The 21,949-nt window shown below is 39.5% G+C and carries 16 protein-coding genes and 4 pseudogenes; all 20 read right to left on the bottom strand.

What is annotated here, in order from left to right; all coding sequences use genetic code 11:
- The coding region (locus HMPREF2877_RS00820; RefSeq protein ID WP_070578065.1) for a YSIRK-type signal peptide-containing protein at positions 1-2,070 on the bottom strand (2,070 nt) is incomplete at its 3' end.
- A 532-nt stretch (positions 2,071-2,602) separates the two neighbouring features.
- A complete protein-coding gene (locus HMPREF2877_RS00815) occupies positions 2,603-3,490 on the bottom strand; it encodes an Rpn family recombination-promoting nuclease/putative transposase (RefSeq protein WP_070578062.1) in 888 nt (295 codons plus the stop codon).
- Positions 3,491-3,574: 84 nt separating this feature from the next.
- Positions 3,575-4,660, bottom strand: a complete 1,086-nt coding sequence (locus tag HMPREF2877_RS00810) for a HigA family addiction module antitoxin (protein WP_013990806.1) — start codon at positions 4,658-4,660, stop codon at positions 3,575-3,577.
- Positions 4,653-4,991 carry a type II toxin-antitoxin system RelE/ParE family toxin gene (locus HMPREF2877_RS00805; protein WP_049528707.1) on the bottom strand — a complete coding sequence of 113 codons (339 nt, stop codon included), beginning with the start codon at positions 4,989-4,991 and terminating at the stop codon, positions 4,653-4,655. The genes HMPREF2877_RS00810 and HMPREF2877_RS00805 overlap by 8 nt, the downstream gene beginning before the upstream one ends.
- A 120-nt stretch (positions 4,992-5,111) precedes the next feature.
- Positions 5,112-6,026, bottom strand: a pseudogene (locus tag HMPREF2877_RS00800) (N-6 DNA methylase); the annotation flags it as partial.
- Positions 6,027-6,218: 192 nt separating this feature from the next.
- Positions 6,219-6,449: pseudogene (locus HMPREF2877_RS00795) on the bottom strand (helix-turn-helix domain-containing protein); the annotation flags it as partial.
- A gap of 81 nt (positions 6,450-6,530) precedes the next feature.
- A complete protein-coding gene (gene tet(32), locus HMPREF2877_RS00790; protein ID WP_003505402.1) occupies positions 6,531-8,450 on the bottom strand; it encodes a tetracycline resistance ribosomal protection protein Tet(32) in 1,920 nt (639 codons plus the stop codon).
- Between the two features lie 361 nt (positions 8,451-8,811).
- Entirely contained in the window at positions 8,812-9,333 is a 522-nt protein-coding gene (locus HMPREF2877_RS00785) for a P-loop nucleotide/nucleoside kinase family protein (RefSeq protein ID WP_003505403.1), read from the bottom strand.
- 262 nt (positions 9,334-9,595) lie between these two features.
- Entirely contained in the window at positions 9,596-9,841 is a 246-nt protein-coding gene (locus tag HMPREF2877_RS11380) for a Maff2 family mobile element protein (protein ID WP_070578059.1), read from the bottom strand.
- A gap of 11 nt (positions 9,842-9,852) precedes the next feature.
- Positions 9,853-10,701 (bottom strand): KilA-N domain-containing protein, encoded by an 849-nt coding sequence (locus tag HMPREF2877_RS00775; RefSeq protein WP_000048811.1) that lies wholly within the window; start codon positions 10,699-10,701, stop codon positions 9,853-9,855.
- Between the two features lie 167 nt (positions 10,702-10,868).
- Positions 10,869-11,561 (bottom strand): annotated as a pseudogene (locus HMPREF2877_RS00770) (type I restriction-modification system subunit M N-terminal domain-containing protein); the annotation flags it as partial.
- A gap of 42 nt (positions 11,562-11,603) precedes the next feature.
- Positions 11,604-12,356 (bottom strand): hypothetical protein, encoded by a 753-nt coding sequence (locus tag HMPREF2877_RS00765; protein WP_070578056.1) that lies wholly within the window; start codon positions 12,354-12,356, stop codon positions 11,604-11,606.
- A gap of 107 nt (positions 12,357-12,463) precedes the next feature.
- Positions 12,464-13,339: pseudogene (locus HMPREF2877_RS00760) on the bottom strand (HAD family hydrolase); the annotation flags it as partial.
- Positions 13,340-13,355: 16 nt separating this feature from the next.
- Complete coding sequence (locus tag HMPREF2877_RS11110) at positions 13,356-14,588, bottom strand: restriction endonuclease subunit S (RefSeq protein ID WP_083306921.1); 1,233 nt, start codon at positions 14,586-14,588, stop codon at positions 13,356-13,358.
- Positions 14,589-14,639: 51 nt separating this feature from the next.
- On the bottom strand, positions 14,640-15,359 hold the full coding sequence (locus tag HMPREF2877_RS00750; RefSeq protein WP_083306920.1) for a hypothetical protein: 720 nt from the start codon (positions 15,357-15,359) through the stop codon (positions 14,640-14,642).
- A gap of 165 nt (positions 15,360-15,524) precedes the next feature.
- Positions 15,525-16,667: an AbiH family protein gene (locus HMPREF2877_RS00745; RefSeq protein WP_070578047.1), complete on the bottom strand. Its 1,143-nt coding sequence runs from the start codon at positions 16,665-16,667 to the stop codon at positions 15,525-15,527.
- A gap of 22 nt (positions 16,668-16,689) precedes the next feature.
- Positions 16,690-19,680: a type I restriction endonuclease subunit R gene (locus tag HMPREF2877_RS00740; protein WP_070578044.1), complete on the bottom strand. Its 2,991-nt coding sequence runs from the start codon at positions 19,678-19,680 to the stop codon at positions 16,690-16,692.
- Between the two features lie 117 nt (positions 19,681-19,797).
- A complete protein-coding gene (locus HMPREF2877_RS11105) occupies positions 19,798-19,929 on the bottom strand; it encodes a hypothetical protein (protein WP_002886217.1) in 132 nt (43 codons plus the stop codon).
- Positions 19,930-19,938: 9 nt separating this feature from the next.
- Positions 19,939-20,706 carry an SDR family NAD(P)-dependent oxidoreductase gene (locus tag HMPREF2877_RS00735; protein WP_070578041.1) on the bottom strand — a complete coding sequence of 256 codons (768 nt, stop codon included), beginning with the start codon at positions 20,704-20,706 and terminating at the stop codon, positions 19,939-19,941.
- Between the two features lie 31 nt (positions 20,707-20,737).
- Positions 20,738-21,895, bottom strand: coding sequence for an Mbeg1-like protein (locus tag HMPREF2877_RS00730; protein ID WP_070578038.1), 1,158 nt, complete (start codon positions 21,893-21,895; stop codon positions 20,738-20,740).
- Positions 21,896-21,949 lie beyond the last annotated feature (54 nt).

Genomic DNA, 21,949 nt, shown 5'->3' with positions numbered 1-21,949 from the left:
TGGAGTGCTTGAACCTGCCTCACTCTTTGGTGACTCGGAAACTGAAGTCTCTGAGACTGGATTATTGACAGGTTTTGGTTCAGGTTTTGTTGGAGAAACCGTTGAGACAGCTCCAACAATCGTCGCCTTATTGTCAATCGTATTATTGGATAAACGGATTTCGCCATTACCATTGTCACCCATCTCAAAGTTTTTGGTAATCACTGGATCAGCCAAGGTATTCAATAGTTTATTATCGTAGACATCGACATTCTTGATTGTTCCACGAACTTGTTGGAAATCAATGGCACCACGATGGAGCTTATAGAGGTCATTAGTTGTCCCTGAACGTAGAATGGTATTGTCATGAATCTTAATTCCAGAATCATTGAGGTCAAAATTGTGACCTGCAAAGACAGTGTTTACACGGATACCTGCTCCAGCAAAGACGTCCTTGATAAGGTTTCCTGAAATTTCATGCCCCTTACCACCAAAAATACCGATACCAGCCGCACGCCAACCTGATTCAATGGTGTTGTTGAGGAATTTATTATTTTCCTCAGCCGCGGCATTTGTCCCATCTGAAATACTTGACCAGATAGCTAAACCATCATCACCATTCCCACGGATATTAGAATTTTTAACTGTCGAATTCTTGGTCCCTTGAGCAAAGTTAATACCATCAGCCAAGTTATTACGGATACGAGCATTTTCAACGACAAGACCATCCGTATACTTCATATTACCCGTCTGGTCGTAGTCTCCAATCCACATACCGACTTCAAAATGCTGAACCCAGATGTCGTGAATTTTCGAATCCTTACCAAGTGTTCCCGAAATAGCCTTGTACTGTGCATCCTCGTTATAACGAGACGTTAAGTTGGAATCCATGTAAAGATTGCTCAACTCAATGCCATTACTATTATGACCGAAGACAATACCACCACCATAGCGTTTGTCACTTGTAAAGTGTAGTTGCGTATGCCAAACACCGGCACCTGAGATTTTTAGATTATCAGCTTCGATATTAACTTGTTTATCAAAATTGAAACGTCCTTCTGGAATATAGACAGATTTTCCGCTGGCTTTAGCTTCTTCCACAGCCGCAAGTAGGGCAGCAGTGTCATCACTATCATCATTGGCAGATGCACCCTTATCCACGATACTGATACTATTTTCACCTTGGGCAACAGGCGCTGGAGCCTGTTCAAGCTCAATAAAGTCAATACCGTAAGGGACATTGTCATCTTTCTTCTTAACTAGAGAAATCCTATCTCCAGATTTCAATTGGATATCCTTGAGGAGAAGACGTGTCTCATCAAAACGAAAACGTGCACTTGAACCATCAATGGCTTGATCATACTCATGGTCCCCTTTAAGGTACTGCCATGCTGAGTGAGATGACAAATCAAGATTACCAACGCTTGAACCATTGACCTGCACATCCAACTGACCTGATGCACCATCAGGTATTGTATAACGCACATTCAAAGCATTGGCTGGCTCAGTGACATTGAAAGTAACTGCCGCATCCTTTTTAGGAAGTTCAACATAAGTTTGGTTAGTCGCTTCCACAGCCGTAGATTCCATGTCCGTTGACTGCTGGATTGTAGCACCATTTTCAACACTTGCATTTTCTGCCTCATGAGTCGTATAAGGCATTTTTGCACCGTAACCATCTGTGCTGTACTCCTTGACTTGACCTTGGTCCTCAGTCGCATTGGTTAAGACATTTGCTGAAATTTCTTGAGTTTGAGGGTTGCTTGTCTCAACCAATCGATCAATGGTCGGAGTCTGTTCAGCTGCTTGAACAGTGGTAACCTGTGGCTGAGCTGGCATAATATTGGCAGGCTGTGACGCTTGTACTGGCTCAACTGATGCTGGTTCGGAAGTCGCCAATTGTGCCGTTGAGGCTGTTTGAGGTGTCTGTGCCTGATTTGAGGCATCAGTCAAATCACTAATCGATTGTGCCTCATCAGCCTGAACTGCTTGCCCATTGGCAAGAGCCATAAAGCCAATCAAGGCTGACGCTGCCCCAATAGAATATTTACGGATGCTGTACTTTGGTTTCGTTTTTCTTTCTTTAAACAAGTCTATTCTCCTGATACTTTTTTCACAATCTCTCTATTTTAGGACCAAGCCGTCCTTTGAAAGAAAATAAAGTTTCCCTCATATTAAAGATTGTTAATAATGCTGTTGTTTTTCTTATTAAAAACAAACCAAAGTAAATTATAAGGGATGAAAAAGTAAAAAAAAAAGGCTAGGCTATCCATTTTAACAAGGCCTTAACAAAATTGTCATATTAGAAAGTTCAGTCATTCATCTCTAAATTATAGTCTAAAAATGTCGCACAAAAAGGTGATTTCTTTCACGTGTAAGAAAGAAAAAACTATGAATTTCCATAAAGGCTTATTTAGCAAGAGTTATCAGCCAAAACAATCAAAATGTTTTAAATCTGTTTTCTCAGATTTCTGTCAAACGTTTGACAGTCTTTTTTAATTTTACGCTTCAAAGTATTATTTTCCGAATGTTTTAGTATTACAAATGTTAAACACCCAAAAATAAAAAAAGAGACAATAATCTGTCTCTGATTTTTCAAAAAAATAACTAACCTAACTAGATTTTACGATAACATTGCCTCTAGTTCTTCAAGCGACAGACCAGTCACATCTGATACTACTTCTAGAGATAGACCTTTTGAGAGCATCTTACGAATCAACTCTAAGCGCTCCTCATGACGACCTCGTTCCAAGCCTTCTTCACGTGCTTCATCAATTGCTGTTTCCATGGTCATATCATAATTTTCTTGAATACGTATGCGTTCATCAATCATCGCCTTTTCCTCCTGTGTCCAGCTGGATGAATCCAGTAATGAATCGGCATGCGTGACCGCTTGACTAGGTGCCTTGGAAAATGGAAGATTCCCAAAGAACTCTAGCCACTGCCGCCCTTCATCCGTAATATGCTTACCTTTATTATACTTATCCAACTCTAAAAAGGCAATCTGAAGAAGATTCTGACGTTTTCCGTCCTTATAGTAGACATTCAAAGGCCTACCCGTCCGACTATTGGCAATCCAATAAGTATTAATCGGGGACTCCTCATCTGGCAACAAGGTCTTCTCCAAGATAGCTATACCATAGACCGGCTCCATCTGCTCATACATCTTGTGTGTCTGTCCTTGTTGGCGTAATTGCTGCACATTTTCTACTAGCTGGCTAGCCAAATAATAATGAAAACGATTGAGAAAATAATGCTGCTTACGCACCTGAATCTCAATGATAACCTCGGTTCCATCATTCAACTTGGCTCGAACATCCACCGAGGTTGAAAAGAGCTCATCCTCGTCAAAGTCCTTTTTATGAAGCTGTGTCCCCTCCAAAATCTGAGCATCCACAACATCCAAATCCAAAATATCTCGAATAAATGCCACCGTCACCTCAGGCAGGCTGAAAATCTTCTTAGCCATAATATCCAAGGTCGGTGAGACATGCTTGTGTCTTTTTTCCATCTACTTCTCCTTAGTCAAAAATAGAGGGTTGGCCCCTCTACTTCTATTATTCGGAAAAAGCCTTTGATTGCACTATAAGATCCATTAAGAAACTAAATAATAGTTCACTTTCAAGTCTCTAAATTGATCATAACCCAAATACTCATCATTCTGCAAGCGACCTAAAACAATGCTTGGATGAATACCAATCTCATCAGCAAATTTCTTAATCGCTTGTTTATCAAAGCAAGCTTCATCTATAAATCTTTGATAGTCTTGAGGGTCAATTAGTAAATCTTTCGCAAACTGGTCTGCTAGCTCCTCAGAACGTCGATAAGAGTCACTACCTCCGTCATCAGATGAAAAGTCATTCTGCAGAATATGTCCAATCTCATGGAAAAGTGAAAACCAAAAAATATCCGATGCTTTATTACGATCTGTTAATAACAACAAGACACTACCGTTTCCAAATTTCTTTGTTGCACCATTTAAATTGGCATTTGCTAAAGCAGGAAGGCCCACTAGGACAACCCCACACTCTAGCAAGATATCGGTCAACTCTTGAGCAAAATCCTTTGGATCTTGTCTTGTCAAGTCTCTTAAAGTTGATAAGCTTTTCTCTAACTTTCTGCGATTAAGCTTCGTGGTCGTTTTATTACGAGCTTTTTTAGATGCTAACTCTAACATGATATTGGAATTAACGATACTCTTTTCGGTAAAGTCACGTGTATTACGATAACTCACTAAATGGTTAAAAGTCACGAGATATTCTAAACTCGATACCTCCAGAATTTTCCGAAGCTCTGTAATCTTTTCACCGATACTATAGCGCTTCTCTGGAACGTAGCCTTTTTGTTTAAAATACTTAAAGTCAATCATATCACAGATTTCCTTCTCGCGACCCTGATCAAGCTCTCTTTGTTCTACAATTTCAGCCACTTTCACATCATAAATGTTTTGAAGGTTGAGCCAAGTCTGCATAGAAACACCACTTAACTTGGCTAACTTATGAGCTGTCTCCTTACTAATAGACTCCTCAGCATTAACTAGCTTGCTGACAGTCTTGGCAGAGACTCCCAAACGCTCCGCAAATTCTTTCTGAGTTACGTTATAGTCCTCAATTAAGTCTTCAACATACTGACCTGGATGAAAAGCAACCAGGTCTTTGTACTCAACCACTTTTTTACTCATAATGATTGCTAACCTCCTCTATTTTCAAGATTTCGATTTCTACCGGACTAGAAAACACCTTCTCAAAATCTTCCTCACGAAATCCTACAATCAAACGATAGGAACTCCTTCGACCATCTATATCTAAAGCAAACTGTCCATTTCTCTTTCCCTTTAATTGGTGAAAATGATACTTAGGAAAAGCCGTCACACTAGCCAAAGAATCCGATACTTCCAAAAGGTTAATCAACTGGTGCAACTTTAATGCAACCTTATCCGAAAAATCCTTTTTCGCTCGCCTCAACTCAGTGCACTGTTTCTCAACAGTTTTATTTGTATAGATAAGCTTCATAAATTCCTTTCTGCTCGATTTAAATTACCTTTTTGGTAATTTAATATTATCAAATTCATAGAAAAAAGACCAGTCAAAACTTCATTTGACTGATCCTTCTTTTATCATTTAACTAATAAACTACCCCTTAAATGCTTCCACAAAAGCCTTAAGTTCTTCGTCTACTTCTGGTGTTGTTCCATGAAGCTGGCCAAGCATGTCAAGAAGGGACGCTGTCTGACTTTCAATCGTCGCATTAGTCTCATTAATCTTAGCCACAATCTCGGTCAAGGGCTCCACTTCTTCTTCCTCAAAGGTATCCACATAACGAGGAATATTAAGGTTGTAGTCATTTTCCACAATCTCTTCAAAGCTAGCCAGATGGGCGAACTTGTCCATATCTTCACGACTCTTATAGGCATTGAGAATCTTCTCAATATGGGCATCTGTCATGATGTTCTGATTTTTCCCTTTATCAAACTCCTTAGAGGCATCGATAAAGTAAACATCACGATTGGTGCGGTTCTTTTTGAGAATGATAACCGTCGTCGGAATACTGGTGTTAAAGAAGATATTAGCAGGCAGACCGATAACCGTATCAATGGCACCTTCTTCTAACAAAGCTTTACGAATGGTCCCTTCGGCATTACCACGGAAGAGCACCCCATGAGGTAGGACGATGGCCAGGACACCATTGTCTTGTTTCAAGTGATAGTAACCATGCAAGAGGAAGGCAAAATCGGCCTTAGACTTAGGAGCTAGTTTCCCAAATGGTGAGAATCGAGGATCATCCATGAATCCTGAGCTGGCTGACCACTTGGCTGAATAAGGTGGGTTCATAAGAACACCGTCAAAGTTAGTCGGCTCTTGGGTTGGCCAATCCTCATCCAAGGTATCAGCGTTGTGTAAAAACTGATTTTCAATCGGCACACCATGTAGAATCATGTTCATACGTGCCAGGTTATATGTTGAGGTATTCAACTCTTGACCAAAGTAAACCACTGTCTGTGGTTGACGTGAATAACGTTTGGCATTAAGCAAGAGCGAGCCTGACCCCTCTCGTGTCAAGCGACTGACACAAAATATATTGTCTATTTTTAGACAGCAAAAAGAGAGTGATTTCTCACTCCCTCTTGCGTCTATTTCCATATGATTTTTTGAACTATACTACCTTCACAGATAACCGACTCAACATACTTTTCCATAAGTTCTCGTGTAAGTTCATTATCTGTTACAACTTCTGTTTCATTCCATTTTTGTTATTACCTCCTTCGCAAAATCGTCCATGTGGACTCCAAAAAGAAAACAAATTTTTTTCAACGTATTTAAATCGGGTTCATTAACATCTCTCTCCCAATTCGATAGCGCCTGCCGGGTAACATTCAATTCCCCAGCCAGTTCTTCCTGTGTCATTCCCGATTGTGTTCGCAGATGACGTATTTGCTTTCCTGTTGTAATATCCGTCTGTTTCTGGTTCAAAATGGTTCCTCCTCTCTGATGCTGATTTTATCAATGATATTTCGGAATAGCCAGCAATGAACGCTTGCATTGCGCAAGACGTTACATTATCTTCTGAAACATATGCCGGATCTTGTCTAAACGGCTGTTCGGGCGGCGTGGCTGAAATACAGGCTCGCCGGAAGTTTCCTGATACCCTTTTAATTCTGTAATGCAGACACTTCTTCCATTTGTATAAAAATTCAGATCATTCCTATATTCACCGATACAACGGGCAGGGATTTCACCCTTAAAAATAACTTCATCTTTTTCAAGTCTGGTTGATTCAATGATTGCGCAATACTTTGGTGCATCATTATAAGCCCGTGAAAGATATTCCTGCGGTGCAAAAAGGGTAAAGGAAAGGTATGGTTCCAACAGTTGTGTCCCTGCTTTTTTCAATGCCTGCTCCAACACGACAGGCGCAAGAAAACGAAAATCAGCGGGGGTGCTGACCGGGCTGTAATAAACTCCATAATCAAAACAAATTTGGCAGTCTGTCACTCCCCAGCCATATAAGCCCTGCTCCATTCCATAACGCACACCCTCCATGACGGCATTTTGAAAACTTTGGTTTAAATAGCCGAGAGATACCTCGCTTTTATATTGTGTTCCGCTTCCAACAGGAAGCGGTGTTACAGTCAAACCAATAGATGCCCAAAACGGATTCGGCGGCACTTCAATATGAATCGTGCAGCTCGCTTTTTTTTGCGGTCTTTCCAGATAAATAACCGAAGGCTCTTTCATAGCCACGCCCACATGATATTTTTCTTCTAATAGCGAACAAATAACTTCTAACTGTACTTTTCCCAAAAAAGATAACATAATCTCATGGGTAACAGTATCAATGTCAAAATGCAAAAGAGGGTCTGTATCAGCAATCTCTGCGAGGGCATTTAACAGGGCTTCCCTTTGCTCCGGCTTTTGCGGCTCTACCGTTGTCCGAAGTAATGGCATGGGATTATCAATCCGTGTTTTGTGAGGCAGGAGTTTTTCATTTCCCAGGATATCGTTCAGTTTCAAAGTATCATCAGCTAAAATAACAATTTCTCCCGGACAGGCATGGTCAGCCGGGACGATTTCACCATTTGACGGAATACACATTTCTGTAATCTTTATTTTTTCCTTTTTTGACAGCAGCAGGGTATCCCGTAAATGGAGCGTCCCATGATACAGGCGTAAATAAGAAAGCCGTTTTTTCCGCTCTGTATACTCAACCTTAAAAACATATCCACATAATTCAGACTGAATATCGTCCGTTTCTGTAATGAAAGTTTCTATAATCGCTTCAATCAGTTTTTCTGTTCCTAAATTGTCTTTTGCACTCCCATGATAAACAGGAAACAAAGAGCAGCATCTGGTTCTTTTGCACTTTTCATATTGTAATTCCTGTATATCCAAAGAATCCTCTGCAACATATCGTTCTAATAGTTCATCGCTTCCGGAAATAATCATATCCCATTTGTCTAAATCAGAAATATCGGTCATGGTTATCTTTGGCGACAGGGAAACCTCCTGCATGACAATCATATCACTGGTAAGTTTATCTTTAATGCTTTGGTAAACACACTGCAGGTCGATCCCATTTTGGTCTATCTTATTTATAAAGATAATTGTCGGAATGTCCATTTTCTGAAGCGCATGGAATAATATACGGGTTTGTGCCTGTACGCCGTCTTTTGCTGAAATGACTAAAACAGCTCCGTCAAGGACAGATAAAGAGCGGTATGCTTCGGTTAAAAAATCCATATGACCGGGAGTGTCCACGATATTGATTTTATAATCATTCCAATAAAAAGAAGTAACCGCTGTCTGAATGGTAATTCCCCGTTGCCGTTCCAAAATCATAGTGTCTGTTCTTGTGGTCCCTTTATCCACGTTTCCCTGTTCCGCAATCGCTCCACTGGTGTATAGCAGACTTTCTGTCAATGTAGTTTTTCCTGCGTCTACATGGGCCAGAATGCCGATATTGATTATTTTCATGTGATTGTCCTCCCTTTACAGCCCCAAAGGGCATAAAAATCCCCAGCAGTAAAATACTTTTACCACTGGGGATTCTAATTTGCGGACATACACATATACAGCATACACCTATTTGTGATTGCTGTTTTTTGAATATGTCAAAATTGATAAGGCAAAAGTATTCTTAAATTGGGTACAAAAAACCAAGCCCCCACAAAAGGAGCTATCATAATTCTTTGTTCCCACTATTTGATTATAGTTTTATTTAAGAATACCTTGCCGCATATTTTTTACTCCTTTTCTGGAATGAAGCTATTATATCACATCAGTTTTAGGAAAGAAAGTACTTAAAAGAAATTTTTCTTCCCCTTATATGTAACAATCATACCGGCTTCCTGGTGTTCAGAATGGTTTCTGCTGTCTGCTGTGGTGTTTGATTGGAATTGTCCAGCCAAAAGCCGATCCGTGGTGTTGTCTGCATAAATGTATCGTATAAGGTTTCAACCGTAAAGCCGGAATAGCCTGTTTTCTCCCTGTATCGTTCCCTTTCTTTTATTGTTTCCACATCTGGACAAAGAACGACAACCTCAACAGGGTATTTATGCAGATAATTTATCATTCGGTTTAATTCATCACCGTAGTAGTTATCTTGGATCACTACAGAAAAGCCGTTGTCAAAGTATGACCTTGCCGCATCAGCAGTCAATTTGTATCGAAGGTACAGCTGGCGGACTGCTTCCGCTGATGGGGTAGCTGACATATTTTCTCTGCCTGAAATAATCATTTTTCGGAACACATCACCACGAAGATGGACGCATTTTTCTATTGATTTTGCCAGTAAATCGGAAACTGTAGATTTTCCAGAAGCCATTAAGCCTGTAATGAGATAAATTTTTTGTTTCATTTCACTTCCTCCGGCACAAAAAATATGTACATGTAACTAATTCAACACATTTATAATTTGAATAGGGACATTATAGCATTTACTAAATACAAATTCAATGTATACGGAAAGAAAGATATAAGGAGTGGGAGGGATTCCGCCGTAGTCGGCATTGTAGGAAAATCCAAAAGTTTAGATTTTCCCACAATGCTTATCTTTTGGTCTTTGGTTCGGAATAGTGTAGTGCTGGCGGTCTATCTCTTGTTTTCGGTTGCTTGCTTCCTTACCGTACATGAGCATTTGCTCCAGGGTTATCATTACCATATCCCTCCATAAGGTTAATAACACCCCATGCTCCAAGACCAGCACCTACTGCCATTACCAAAATCTTTACTGCTCCAATAAATACTAGGAAAGATATTATACCTAAAATCATTCCACTAACTTTTATAATAAATTTTAGAAAAGCAATTAGTATCGACAAGATCAATATTATTGGAAATAAGATAATTTTCAATGCCCATCTCATAACAGACCTCTCTATTTCTTTGATTTATCCTCTAAACTCTTAATACCTGTATTGTTCAACTTTTCAATTGACATCAGCTGAGTTCTGGCAAGCTTTCTAAGTTCTATCATTCTTTCTTTTTGATCCATACCTTTACCAATAAGAATTGCATTATAGCTTTCCATATTTGCAAGAACAAGTAATTCATTCAGACTTGCATAGTCTCTCATATTACCCTTTAACTCAGGATTTTCTTCACGCCACTGTTTAGCTCTCTTGTTAAACAAGGCTACATTGAGCATATCTGCTTCACTTGCATACTTGTAAGACAACTGTTCGTTGGTAAGATCTTTTAAGAGATATTCTTTGATTGCGTCTGTATGAATTTTGTAGTTAATCTTGGAAATTTCTCTATTCAAATTCCAACCTAATGATAGCTTAGAGTTTTCATCTGACTTAAGTCTTTTGTAATCCTGAATTACATACATCTTAAATTCAGCAGAAATCCATGAAGCAAATTCAAAGGCAATATCTGTATGTGCAAATGCACCACCGTATCTTCCTCCTTTTGAGATAATTCCGATTGCGTCTGTTTTTTCTACCCATTTCTTAGGGGACAGTGTAAAGGAATTATATCCAGCTTCCGATTTAATTCGGTCGAATTCGACCGAATTGAAATTCATGTTGTTTAAGCTTTCCCATAAACCAAGAAATTCAATTGTATCTTTCCTTCTCATCCAATTTTTAATTACATCACTTGGTTCATCGCTTTTATATCTAGCAATATCCGTTAGACTTATATAGTCGTTTTGAAAGTCTTCAGTATAAATTTGAATAGCAAATCCTTTTGCTTCAATCGTCTCTTTTTTCACCTTAGACATATGAGTTCCTCCTTTATGCTGATGTACTGTTTACAACATTTATTTTCATAATAACTGCTCTAAACAGCACACCAACGATTCATTTTTTTGATTTTAAACTTTGGTAGAAGCTCTAAAACCCTTGTATTTACCTGACTATTTGCCTGTGTCATTATTATGACACGAAACCCCATAGTCGCATCGTAGAGGGTAAAGCCTTGCTTGTCCTCACGACCTAAAAAGGCAATCTGGGTCATAAGCTTGGCTACAGGTTGCGGTGTATAGAACTCACCAGCTTTCTTACCCGAATCCGTCGCAAACTGACCAATCAAGTACTCGTAAGCATCACCAAGCATATCACCAGCATGACCAGCCACATCTAAGACAGCCAACTCCTTCATCACAGCCGCAACCGTTTGGTTTTGCTTTTGAGGAGTCGCTCCGAGTTTCTTAGAGTAGAGGTCGATGTCTTCGAAAAGGTTTTCATAAAGCTCGTCACTCTGCTCAATATCACGGAATCCCTGAGCCAAGTCCTCTAACTGAAAGCTTCCATCGTTCACTCGCTCCACTAAAGCCGTAAAGGTCAAGTCAGGATGAATGGCATAGCTCATCTCATCAGTGATAACTGCCAAGAGGTCCTCGTGAGTCTCCTCATCCTCGTAGTATTTACGATAGACTGCCAGTGCCTCTTCCAAACTTTCGGTCTCTTCCTCCATGGTCTCTGCCACGAAAAAGAGCATCTTGTCCGACAAATACTTGTAAAAGACCATGCCCAAGAGATAAGACTTGTAGTCGTTAGCATCCATCTTGGAGCGGAGCACATCCGCTGAGTTCCACAGGGCTTGATAAAGCGACTGGGAGGTTTGTGTTGTTTCTGACATAATGTTTCTTTCTTTGTATTTTTGAATGTTATCCTATTAGTTCTAATAGCCAATCACGACTGTTTCCACTTCCTTGATGACCTCATCTGAAATCTCAGAAAGAGGAAGTTGGTAAATAGTATTTTGACGTGGATTGAAAATGCCTAGATTTTCAATGATTTGAAACTCTGGATGAATCGAACGCCTACCCATGAGATAGTAAATCAGTAGCTGCAAGGTATGGTCCTTATTAGGCTTGCTGGTGGTGACTTTAAAGTCCCAAAGGGTATCTTTGGTCAGGAAATCCCCATCACCAGTCGTTATGGTAGCTGTATAAGCCCCTTCCATGGTAAAACCATCCGCAGTTACAGGACCAAAGGCCTTGAAAAAGCTCAAACTACGCTCAACCATGGTACGAATATTAGCAATAGTCGCCTTATCTGGAACAATCTTCTCCACTGGACGATAAGCCAGAGGACCAGCACGAAAGGCACTATCAAAACCTGCCAACTGACAAGCCTTAGTAATCGACAAATCGTCCAACCCCTTAACATCATCCAGAAGACCAAAAGCCTTAGCCTCCATCCTCATGGCACGAGCACCAAGCAAGGAAATCTCAAAAGCCTCCTCAACGGATGTTCCATCCATAAAACGACTGAGATAGTCCACAGCAGTCCCAACCAAACTAGCCGCAATAGACTCCTCAGGATTAAGAACCTGGCCATCATCAAGCGTCGTCACTGTAAACGACTTAACAGGCAGAAAACCACCACGGGGCTGCTTAATCTGTTTAATACGTTGTGTCACTGATACCATGTTTGTCTCCTTAAAAATATGAGGTAAGTTATAAGCAATAATTCTTGCTGGTAATCATGCTATTCAAAGGACTAGTAACTCGATTTTCATTTTAACTTTCTGGTACCCGCCTCTTTTTTATCACTATTTTTCTTGTTTTCTAATAGCTCGTTAAAGAACGTCTTATCAATAATAGTCTTTATTAAATTATCAAGTTCTGTATTTTCTGAGTAGTCTGCTGGCACAAAATAATCTATACGATTATCACGAGTCATTTTATAGACTTTTGTTTTATCATTAATTTCTGGATTGAATACACCGATAGAATATCCTCCTCTCGCTTTGACTAGCTTCATACAAGGTATATCAGTATCACTATCTCCTAAATAAATCATATTTCTAAAAGGTACACGTAAATCACTCTCTGAGAAGAAGTCATTTACCGCAGCATCATTTACATCTAGGACACCTTTAGTTATTCTAAATAGAAATTGTGTTTTATTCGTGTAATTTACTACCTGAGCTGGCCAGACTGCTACCCCATTTTCATCGCAATAAAAAGAAGTCGCATATATTTTCTTAAAGGCACCTTTCTTAGCTATCGAAGTCCCTTCTATCATCTCTTTCAAACCTGATGAAATAATATAGTGTTCTACAATCACGCCTTTCTCTTCCCCATATTTCCTGATTCGTTCAAACCAGTCTTCGACTCCTGGAAATAATTTGACTTCTGAGCCAAACCTTTCTAGCTCAGTTTTTGTAAATAAAACCTTTCCAGCAGATTCTGTTTTCATAGTAAACATGTAAGCTAGATTCTGGTCCATGTCATTTTTAATGGCGAAGCCATTTGACTTTTTCCAAAATTCACCAATTTCATACCCTAACTTCTGTATAAAACCTTGCGCCTGCATATCATCAGGAGACAGAGTTTTATCAAAATCATAACAAATGGCTACAACTGGTTTATCATCTTTAGTGAGACGATTAGATTTTATTTTTGACATAACGCTATTCTCCTTTTTATATAAACATATCCTGCAAGAGTTTCTTTTTGAGAGTTTCCAGTTGAGAAATTTTTTCTTGGTGAGCGGAAATAAGGTTATCTAGGTTAGAGAAATAAGCACCGATGGCTTGTTGTTCTTCCATAGAAGGGATCAATATCTTTTGATTTTTTACAATATCGCTATTGAGATTGACTTGACTTCCTGGTTGACCGTATCGATTCCATTTTTCTCTAAACATTTCTAACCATTGAAACATAAATTCTCTATCAAATTTTGGATTCATAAAAATTAAAAATCCATCATGTACACCAGTTTTAACGTAGTTAACAACAGGTTTTCCAACAGTGGCAGCAATACTAAGTAATAAATGAGGTTCCGTTAGAACTCTTGTTTTTTCTTGACCTAATTTTGATATTTTTTGTTCCAAACTATGAATTCTACCATTCTGACTTGTCACATCAGAGATACGTAACCAACCAATTTCTGAATTTGAATCAAACCATTTCGGATCTTGTATTGGTCTTGGTGAAGCACCTCGTACAATATCAGCTATCTCCCCTATACACTTTTCTTCCCATTCCCCTTCGAATCGATCCAAATGAATCTCAGGGACGGTCTGTCCAGCTTTGGGAAACATCTTGGAGAGCATGGTCGCCTTGAGAGATTGGTAGTTGGTGAGATTGTCCTTGTAGCTAGCCAGAAGGTCGTCGAGGGTACGGAAGAGGGAGCCGATGGCGGATTGTTCTTCAAATGAGGGGTAAAATAACTTAATCGCCTTCAAGTCAGAATTATGTAAATGAACAACTGATTTACCCTGTGCACGTTTAGATAATTCTCTTTGTTGTGAACCATTTGAAAGTGTCATTGCAATAAATAATGAGTTTAGGTATTCATGAGGCCTAACGATATTTAAATCTCCTCCCAAAATGATACCTCTATCAATGACACATGATGCCCTTGATATATCATCCGCACTTTCTCCAGAGGCTGGAATGATTACCTCTCCTCCCTCACTTACAACTGAGTTTTCCTCCAGATTAGCATAAGTTTCAACATTACTAATCACTGACTCATAATTCGTATAAAGACGACCATATAAAATGACAGGTGTTCCATGAGATTGCAAATCTTTCTTAGAATACCCCCTCCCTTTTGAAAATTCTGCAACCTCTGACAACTGTTTTTTTATCCAAGGTTCTGAGAAATCTCTAAATCTTACTATAGGTATTTTTTCTTTTTTAATCGACATATACTCTCCTTTGTTGTTCAGAAATGTGATACTTATAGTTTTCAAACATGCTTAGTTGTTATCATCATCTCTAACAACTTTAAATTTCATTCTAGTTTCTCCGTATTTCTGTTTTAAAATTTTCTCAGCCATTTTCTCAGGTGGAACAAGTCTAAATGCACTGTCCATAACATACTTTGTTATATATGTTTTGAGATTATCACATTTTTCAATTAATTTCGTTTCTTTACTAAAATTTTCAACTATATCAGCAAACTCATTAAAAGTATTGGCCTTTATAAATATATTATAATATTTTGAAAATTTTTCGACCTCTATTACAACCTCATGTTTCAAATCTGATAATTTTACATCATCTTGAATTACTAATGTCAGTAGCAACTCATCCTTTAAATCAATAAATTCGTAGTATTTCGGAGTTATTACTGTATAACAAAGTTTTAAAAATATCTTCTGAAATTTATCTTCATTATCTGATTCAGTCAAAGGGAAACTTTCATCTCCAAAAAAAGTTGCTGCTTTTTTCAATTGGTTTAATATTTTATAGGACCTCTCCGCCCTCTCAATTGTATACTGTAAGAAAATACGTTCTCTTTCGTTCGCTTCTTGTCTTTCAAAAAATTCTCGTTGTAACTTATGTTCATCTTTTAGCTGTTTAAGTTGCTGCTTATTTTGGAGCTTTGCTACATAAACAGCTACACCAGCACCCAGTAAAGCCCCAATCATTGAACTAATAAACTGAGAATTAAGAAATGTAATTATAGTATTCATTGCAATTTCTCCTATTCAAGTGAAGGAAAACGTCTAGTCTTAGACTATGAGTATTATACTTAGAGACTAAATTTTTTTGCTGAACTATTTTCACATAGTATTTGACTTCTGATTACCGAATCAATTCTTGAAAAGTTTTATCTATCTAATTTAGGTAATCATAACTTACTTTAAGAGCAACTCTCTCATCCCATCAACATCTTGACTTTGCACAAATACAACTTCCCTCCGACCAGTTAATTCAACCAATTTATCTTTGCCTAGAATAATGGCTAAATTCTTAATTATTGAACGTTTAGCTGTTTCATTAAAATATGTAAATATAAATCTACTTTGGTAATATTTATTGTCAACCAATTTAAAACAATTTGCAAAAATTTCCTTATCAAGTGGATCAACAGAATGTCCAAAAATAATAATATTTTTAACAATTTTTGGTATTCCTTTTGATATATCAAATTCCTGGTCAAAGAATCTCTCATATACAATTCCAGTCTCTTTAACGACACGTTGATAGAATTTTTGATAAGGTATTAAATCGCTATTGATTTCTGTTGATTTATCTTCAATGCCAAAAACCATGGTATTAATTTTATGTTTTTGTCTTTTTAAATCAATTTCTCCATGTATAAAATGCGTCTTTTCTAAGGGAATTTTATAAAGTTTATTTGGGGTATGTGTATAATTGAAACTAATCACACTAGCCTCTGAAATTCTATCTATGGCATCTAACACTGTCTCACTAGGAATAATTGGGGCAAATTCAAAGTCTATAAAGTCTCTATAAGAAAGATAAATTTCTAGGAGCTCCGTCAGTAAATCAAGATGATTAATAAAAAGATTATTTAATTCTGATATAGCTAATTCTCTCTCTAGCTTATCCCATCCGGAACTATTATAAAGTTTTAAAAAAATGGTGCCAATGAATATTTTTGAAGTAGAATTTCCCTCTTCATTCATCATTTTATGAAATCGGTCAACATATTTGGGGTATAAATCACCGCTTTTGTGATATAACTTATCGGAATTTAGTCTAAAAAAATCTATTGCTTCAGCAAGTTGAGAAATCATTATTTCAAGATTTGACCAATTTTCTCCGAGTGTAGACTTATTTTCATTAATATATTGAATATATAAATTATTTCTGTACTTTTCAATATCAATCAGATGTTTTTTAAGAAATCCATCCAACTGATTTTCTCTTTCCACAAACAATTTAGCAGAAAACTCCAAGAAATCTTTGTAACTTGTTTTTCGACCCATGGCTAAATCAAAGCCGTTTCCTAAAATCAATATCGTATCTGCCATTTATTCTCCCTAGTTATTCTCTCTACCTCCCCACTCTCAATGGTTCAATGACCTCTTCAATGAGTTTGGTGTAGGCTTCCTTGATGTGTTTTTTGTAGCTGAGCGGGTTGAGGGCATCAGCCGTTTCTGCTTTGTAGTCTTTGTAGCGTTGGCTCTTGGTGAGCTGGCTTTCGCCAGATTGCTTTTTAGCACCTTTACGATAGTGTTGGACATAGTAACGAAGTTCATCGAGTCCGACATACCATTCTCTCGCAAAGCGTTTGAGATGGTCGTCGATAATGGCTTCAATCATAGTGTCCAAGACACCAGTGATAGATTGTCCTTGGTAATCTTTAGGATTGGCTTGGACTTCTTTCCACAGGTTTCGGATAATTTCGGCTAGTTTAGGATTGGTGCGTTCCAGACTCTGGATATAGTTATCAACAGTTTCGATATCCTTGTCACTGAGCGTCTGTGGACTATCCTCTTCCTGCTGAATCATACTTTGAATCAAGGTCAGGATGTAAGCATAGTTAATCTCGTCGACTTGGACGGATTCCAGTTCGTAGTGGATATCAAAGAGATTATCATCACCATCGTCTTCAGCTCGGCTTTTGAGCTCTGCTAGGATATTTTGATAGATTCCTAGATAAGTTTCGAGCTTCTCATCTGATAGTCCTGTCTCCGCATAGATAGCCACTTCATCATATTCGCTATAGACACGGATAGATGCCAGATACTTGTCAAAGGTTTGGTAAGCCTTGGCAATGCGACGGAGTTGTGGGCTAGTTGCCTGCTCAATGGTAATGACATAGTTTTCCACATCTTCCACTTTTACTTGAAAGTCTATCCAGGCTTGGATAAAGTTAGCTTTTTCTTCTGCCCAGTCTGGGGCAGTAACATCATTTTCACCACCGTTTGAGTAAAGTTTAAGGGCGTTATCCACAGCCTCTTTAAAGGCCTCTGGTCTTTGGAAGGTGATGATATGGCCATAACGCTTTTTACTGTCGAAGATGCGGTTGGTGCGGCTAAAGGCTTGAATCAAATCCTGTGGACGCATGGGCTTACGATCGATAAAGAGAGTGGATAGACAAGGGGCATCAAAACCGGTCAAAAGACGGTCTACAACGATGACCAAATCCAACTGCTCTTTACGAGGAATGTATTTGTCTAACTTTCTAGCTAAACGATTATTGATATCCGTGTTAAAGCCACGCAAATCAGCCATATTAAAATGGGTCCCATACTCTTGATTGTAATCGTCCATGACCTGCTTCATGTGCTCTTGGTAGCCGATAGATTCTTCTTCATTTTCCGACACAGAGTAAGTGACTGTCACCTTTGGAAAGTCAAGTAGCACGCGCTTAACCCGCTCTGACACCTTGACACGTTCCTGTCCTGCCTTGATACTCTTGAGCAGATTGTAATAGGCCTGAGCCTGTGGAATGGACTTAACGGTTAAGATGGCCTCGTAGGTCTTGCCCTCACCATTTGGGAAGCCCAACTGTTGATAACTTTTGTTTAGGATAGCATCCAAGACTTCTAGCATGTGCTCTTTATCTTCATAGACAGAGTCAGGAAGGTCTTCTTCAGGAATCGGCGAAATAATGGTATTACGATAGTCCACCTTAAATCCCAGAACTGCCCCGTCATGGATGGCTTCTTTGACCGTATACTCATGGAGGCATTCGCCATATTGTTGGTGGGTGGTTTGTGCCAAATCACCTAATTGCTTGCGTTTATTTTCCTTGAAAATCGGTGTTCCTGTAAAGCCATACCAGAGCGAATTGTGGAAAAAGCCTTTGATGTCTTTTTGGGTCTGAGGCGTGACCGCACGGTGACATTCATCCACAACAAAAGCCACACGAAGGTCCTTGATTTTTTCCGAATCCTTTTGATATTTACCTTCTTGGAACTTGCGCATCATGGTTGTGATTTTCTGGATAGTCGTCACAATCACACGCTTATCATTTCCTGCCAAACGCTTAACCAAATCATGGGTATTGTCCGTTTCGTCGATATCAATAACATCGTTAGCGGCGTAGGAAAGGAAGGATGACGTCGTCTGCTGGTCAAGGTCCCTACGGTCCACGACGAAGATTGTCTTTTGAATGGCTGGAATCTGCAAGAGGTTGCGAGCCACCTTGTAGGACGTTAGAGTCTTACCAGAACCTGTGGTATGCCAGATATAGCCTGATTCCTGACGGCGAGAGGCATCTTGAACAGACTCGATAGCATGAATTTGATAGGGACGTAAGAGGATAAGGGCTTTCTTACTATCATCAATAACGGAATACTGCATCACCATCTGATGGGCACGTGGAATAGACAGGACTTCATGAGCAAAGTCCATGAGACTGGTCATGGGTTTATTATCTTTATCCACCCAAGATGTCAAGAACTGTTTATTGAGCTTATCCTCTCGTGCAGCTGCGATATAACGTGTATCCACCTTATTAGTCACAACAAACATCTGAAGGGCAGAATAGATGCCACGTAACTTACCTTCACGGTCATATTTTTTGATTTGATGAAAGGCATCCAAAAAGGCCACACGAGGACTCTTGAGCTCTATATGGATAAGAGGAAGTCCATTAATCATCAGCGTCGTATCTAAACGGCGGTCCTGATCTTGTGGATAAGCCTTGTCACGTTCCACCTGATTAATCACCTCGTAACTGGATTTTCCAGCAGCGATATTGTCACGCCAGATGACAGAAAGTCGGATAGTCCCAAGGCTAGCATCTTCACGCTGTACCTCAACTTTGGCAATACCATTTTCACCTGCCAACCACTTAGCAGCTTCATAATAGTTAATGAAGTTAAGCTGGTTCTTGATTTGGCGCTTCTCCTGCTCAGTCAAGGGATGGTCAGCGAGTAGGGCAACGTTATTTTGCGCTAACTTCTCAAAAAAGTTGTCCCATAATTGACCTTCGTTTTTTAAATCTGGGCGATAGGTCCACTGGCTCTCACCAGAGGTTAATTGCTCGATTAATTGACGTTCTATCTCAAGTTCTGGAGTAACAGGTGGCATGACTTATCCTTTCAATATTGTCGTAATCCCTTACATTATAGCATTTTCACGGGTTCTTTCATAGTTTTGGGAAAATTCGAACAAAAAAACACGGCCCGAAGGTCATGTTATTATCATTTATTTACCCATTTTTTCCTGTATGAGTTTTTCCACTCTTTGGTAACTGGCTTCAATTTCTTCCTTACTAAAGAGTTTTGTTTGCAAGGCTTCCCAGCTACTGCCGATGGCTGGATTAGTCTGATTCTTCATAAACTCCTCCTAGTCTTCCTCCCTATGAATGGTAAACCCTGTAGCTTGTTGGTTAGCCATGATGGTCATGTCTGAAATTTGGACGCGTCGTGGTTGCTTGGTGACGTAGAGAACTGCGTCCGCAATATCTTGAGCCTGGAGGGCTTCTAACCCTTGATAAACCTTGGCTGCCTTATCCTTATCACCGTGAAAGCGAACTTGAGAAAAGTCGGTCTCAACGATACCAGGCTGAATGGTTGTCACCTTGATATCTGTGGCAATGGTATCGATACGCAAGCCATCGCTGAAAGTTTTCACCGCGGCCTTAGTAGCTGAATAAACGGCAGCACCTGCATAGGCATAGATGCCCGCAGTAGATCCCATATTGATGATATGACCCTCATTGGCAGCAACCATGCTTGGCAAAATCTGACGTGTCACCATCATCAAGCCTTTGACATTGGTGTCGAGCATGGTCAGCATGTCCCACTCCTCATAGTCTTGGTAGGCTGTTAGACCTAGTGCCAGACCTGCATTATTGACTAAGACATGGATCTGTCCCACGCTTTTGAGAATAGCTTGGCAAACATCCTTGACCATGGCCATATCAGTGACATCCAGAGCAAAGGTCCAAACTTTTTGATTTGGATAGGTTGCTTGGAGCTCTTCTTTTAGAGTTTCTAAGCGCTCCACACGGCGACCTGTTAAGATGAGATTTTCTCCCTCTTTGGCAAAGGCACGCGCCGTTGCTTCCCCAATTCCTGATGTTGCTCCTGTAATAAGTACATTTTTAGACATAAAATTCTCCACTTCTATGATTCTGCTGCCCCTAATCGTTGTTGGTTAATTCACTCAACTTCTTGATAAAATCAGGAAGTTCTAGCTTGGGGAGGTTAGATTTCTTATTTCCCGACTTCCAAAATATCCAGAGCAACTGGTTGAAACCGTCCTGCAGAACTTTCTTTTGTTGGTCCGAGAAATTGCCAAATTCTTGCAACATCTGGCCTAGCTTAGGGAGAGTTTTTATCCCAATATCATCCAGACTTTCAATTCCAGAATCAAGAATGGTATCAAAGAACAAATCACAAACCTGCTTGAGTTCTTGATTAGACAAGGTCTCAATCCATTCTTGGAAGGTCTCTTTTAAGCGTTGACTCAAGTCTGTCGGCTGGTCCACATAAACAAAATCATTTGTTCCCAAGTCAACCTGCCAAAGTAAGACATTGTGTTGAGCGATGCCTATACCATCTGCTGCTACGAGCTTTGCGACCTTATCCCAATAAAGCATGACTCCCACAACTGATTCTTGAGGTCTGATAACCGTCATCTTGGGTTTTAACTCTTGGTAAGAAGTCTTCTCTAAGAGGGGCTTCATCAAGCCCGGAGAATCAAGAAGCAAGAGCTCTACTATTTGCTCACGCAGGACAGTCGAACTCTGAACAGCCGAATAGAGGGCAAGATTGCCACCCTTGGAATGTCCAGAAACAGCGATATGGCCACTGAGGTTTGGCAAGTGCTTCTCCAGAAAGGCCATGGCTGAGCGATGGGCAGGAATTTCCCGACTGTAAGTCAGCTGAAAATCTTCCTTCCAACCAATGACGCTATCATCTGTCCCACGAAAGACAATCTGCTGGTAGTCCAATTCAGGCAGACTGAAAATCATAGCCGCAAACTGTTTTTCCACTTCCTTGTCCAAGACACTACAGTAGTCACTTAGATTAAGTCCAGCGAAACGCCTAGACCTGACCATGGCTTCAGCGAGTTCCACCCGTTCCTTAGTCACCATGAAGGTATAATCGGGATTTAGGTCCTTCCCTTCAGCATAGTCATGTAAATTGATGGTTTCCTTCAAATCACTTGCTGAGAGCCATTTTTCATAAGTCAGGTAGCCAATCTCATTGATGCAAACCTTATCCAAGATATTAAGAGGCTCTTGGTCGAAAGGCAAATCCTTAACCTTTTCAAGATAATCGATTAAATTGGACATCATTACTCCTTAAAGTCTTTCTTACTTTGATTTTACTAGAATTTTCAATAATTT

The organism is Streptococcus sp. HMSC072D03 (assembly GCF_001812855.1).
Lineage (GTDB): Bacteria > Bacillota > Bacilli > Lactobacillales > Streptococcaceae > Streptococcus > Streptococcus salivarius_D.
Note: the sequence above shows the minus strand (reverse complement) of the source record. Positions and strands in the feature narration are given on the sequence as shown.

What these genes read in the sequence shown, in the direction of transcription:
- HMPREF2877_RS00735 (WP_070578041.1), bottom strand. Translation starts at nt 20,706, where the DNA reads ATGTCTAAAAATGTACTTATTACAGGAGCAACATCAGGAATTGGGGAA.
- HMPREF2877_RS00765 (WP_070578056.1), bottom strand. Translation starts at nt 12,356, where the DNA reads ATGGTATCAGTGACACAACGTATTAAACAGATTAAGCAGCCCCGTGGT.
- HMPREF2877_RS00745 (WP_070578047.1), bottom strand. Translation starts at nt 16,667, where the DNA reads ATGGCAGATACGATATTGATTTTAGGAAACGGCTTTGATTTAGCCATG.
- HMPREF2877_RS00785 (WP_003505403.1), bottom strand. Translation starts at nt 9,333, where the DNA reads ATGAAACAAAAAATTTATCTCATTACAGGCTTAATGGCTTCTGGAAAA.
- HMPREF2877_RS00805 (WP_049528707.1), bottom strand. Translation starts at nt 4,991, where the DNA reads ATGAAGCTTATCTATACAAATAAAACTGTTGAGAAACAGTGCACTGAG.
- HMPREF2877_RS00775 (WP_000048811.1), bottom strand. Translation starts at nt 10,701, where the DNA reads ATGTCTAAGGTGAAAAAAGAGACGATTGAAGCAAAAGGATTTGCTATT.
- HMPREF2877_RS00740 (WP_070578044.1), bottom strand. Translation starts at nt 19,680, where the DNA reads ATGCCACCTGTTACTCCAGAACTTGAGATAGAACGTCAATTAATCGAG.
- HMPREF2877_RS11110 (WP_083306921.1), bottom strand. Translation starts at nt 14,588, where the DNA reads ATGTCGATTAAAAAAGAAAAAATACCTATAGTAAGATTTAGAGATTTC.
- HMPREF2877_RS00810 (WP_013990806.1), bottom strand. Translation starts at nt 4,660, where the DNA reads ATGAGTAAAAAAGTGGTTGAGTACAAAGACCTGGTTGCTTTTCATCCA.
- HMPREF2877_RS11105 (WP_002886217.1), bottom strand. Translation starts at nt 19,929, where the DNA reads ATGAAGAATCAGACTAATCCAGCCATCGGCAGTAGCTGGGAAGCCTTG.
- HMPREF2877_RS00815 (WP_070578062.1), bottom strand. Translation starts at nt 3,490, where the DNA reads ATGGAAAAAAGACACAAGCATGTCTCACCGACCTTGGATATTATGGCT.
- HMPREF2877_RS00750 (WP_083306920.1), bottom strand. Translation starts at nt 15,359, where the DNA reads ATGAATACTATAATTACATTTCTTAATTCTCAGTTTATTAGTTCAATG.
- HMPREF2877_RS00730 (WP_070578038.1), bottom strand. Translation starts at nt 21,895, where the DNA reads ATGTCCAATTTAATCGATTATCTTGAAAAGGTTAAGGATTTGCCTTTC.
- HMPREF2877_RS11380 (WP_070578059.1), bottom strand. Translation starts at nt 9,841, where the DNA reads ATGAGATGGGCATTGAAAATTATCTTATTTCCAATAATATTGATCTTG.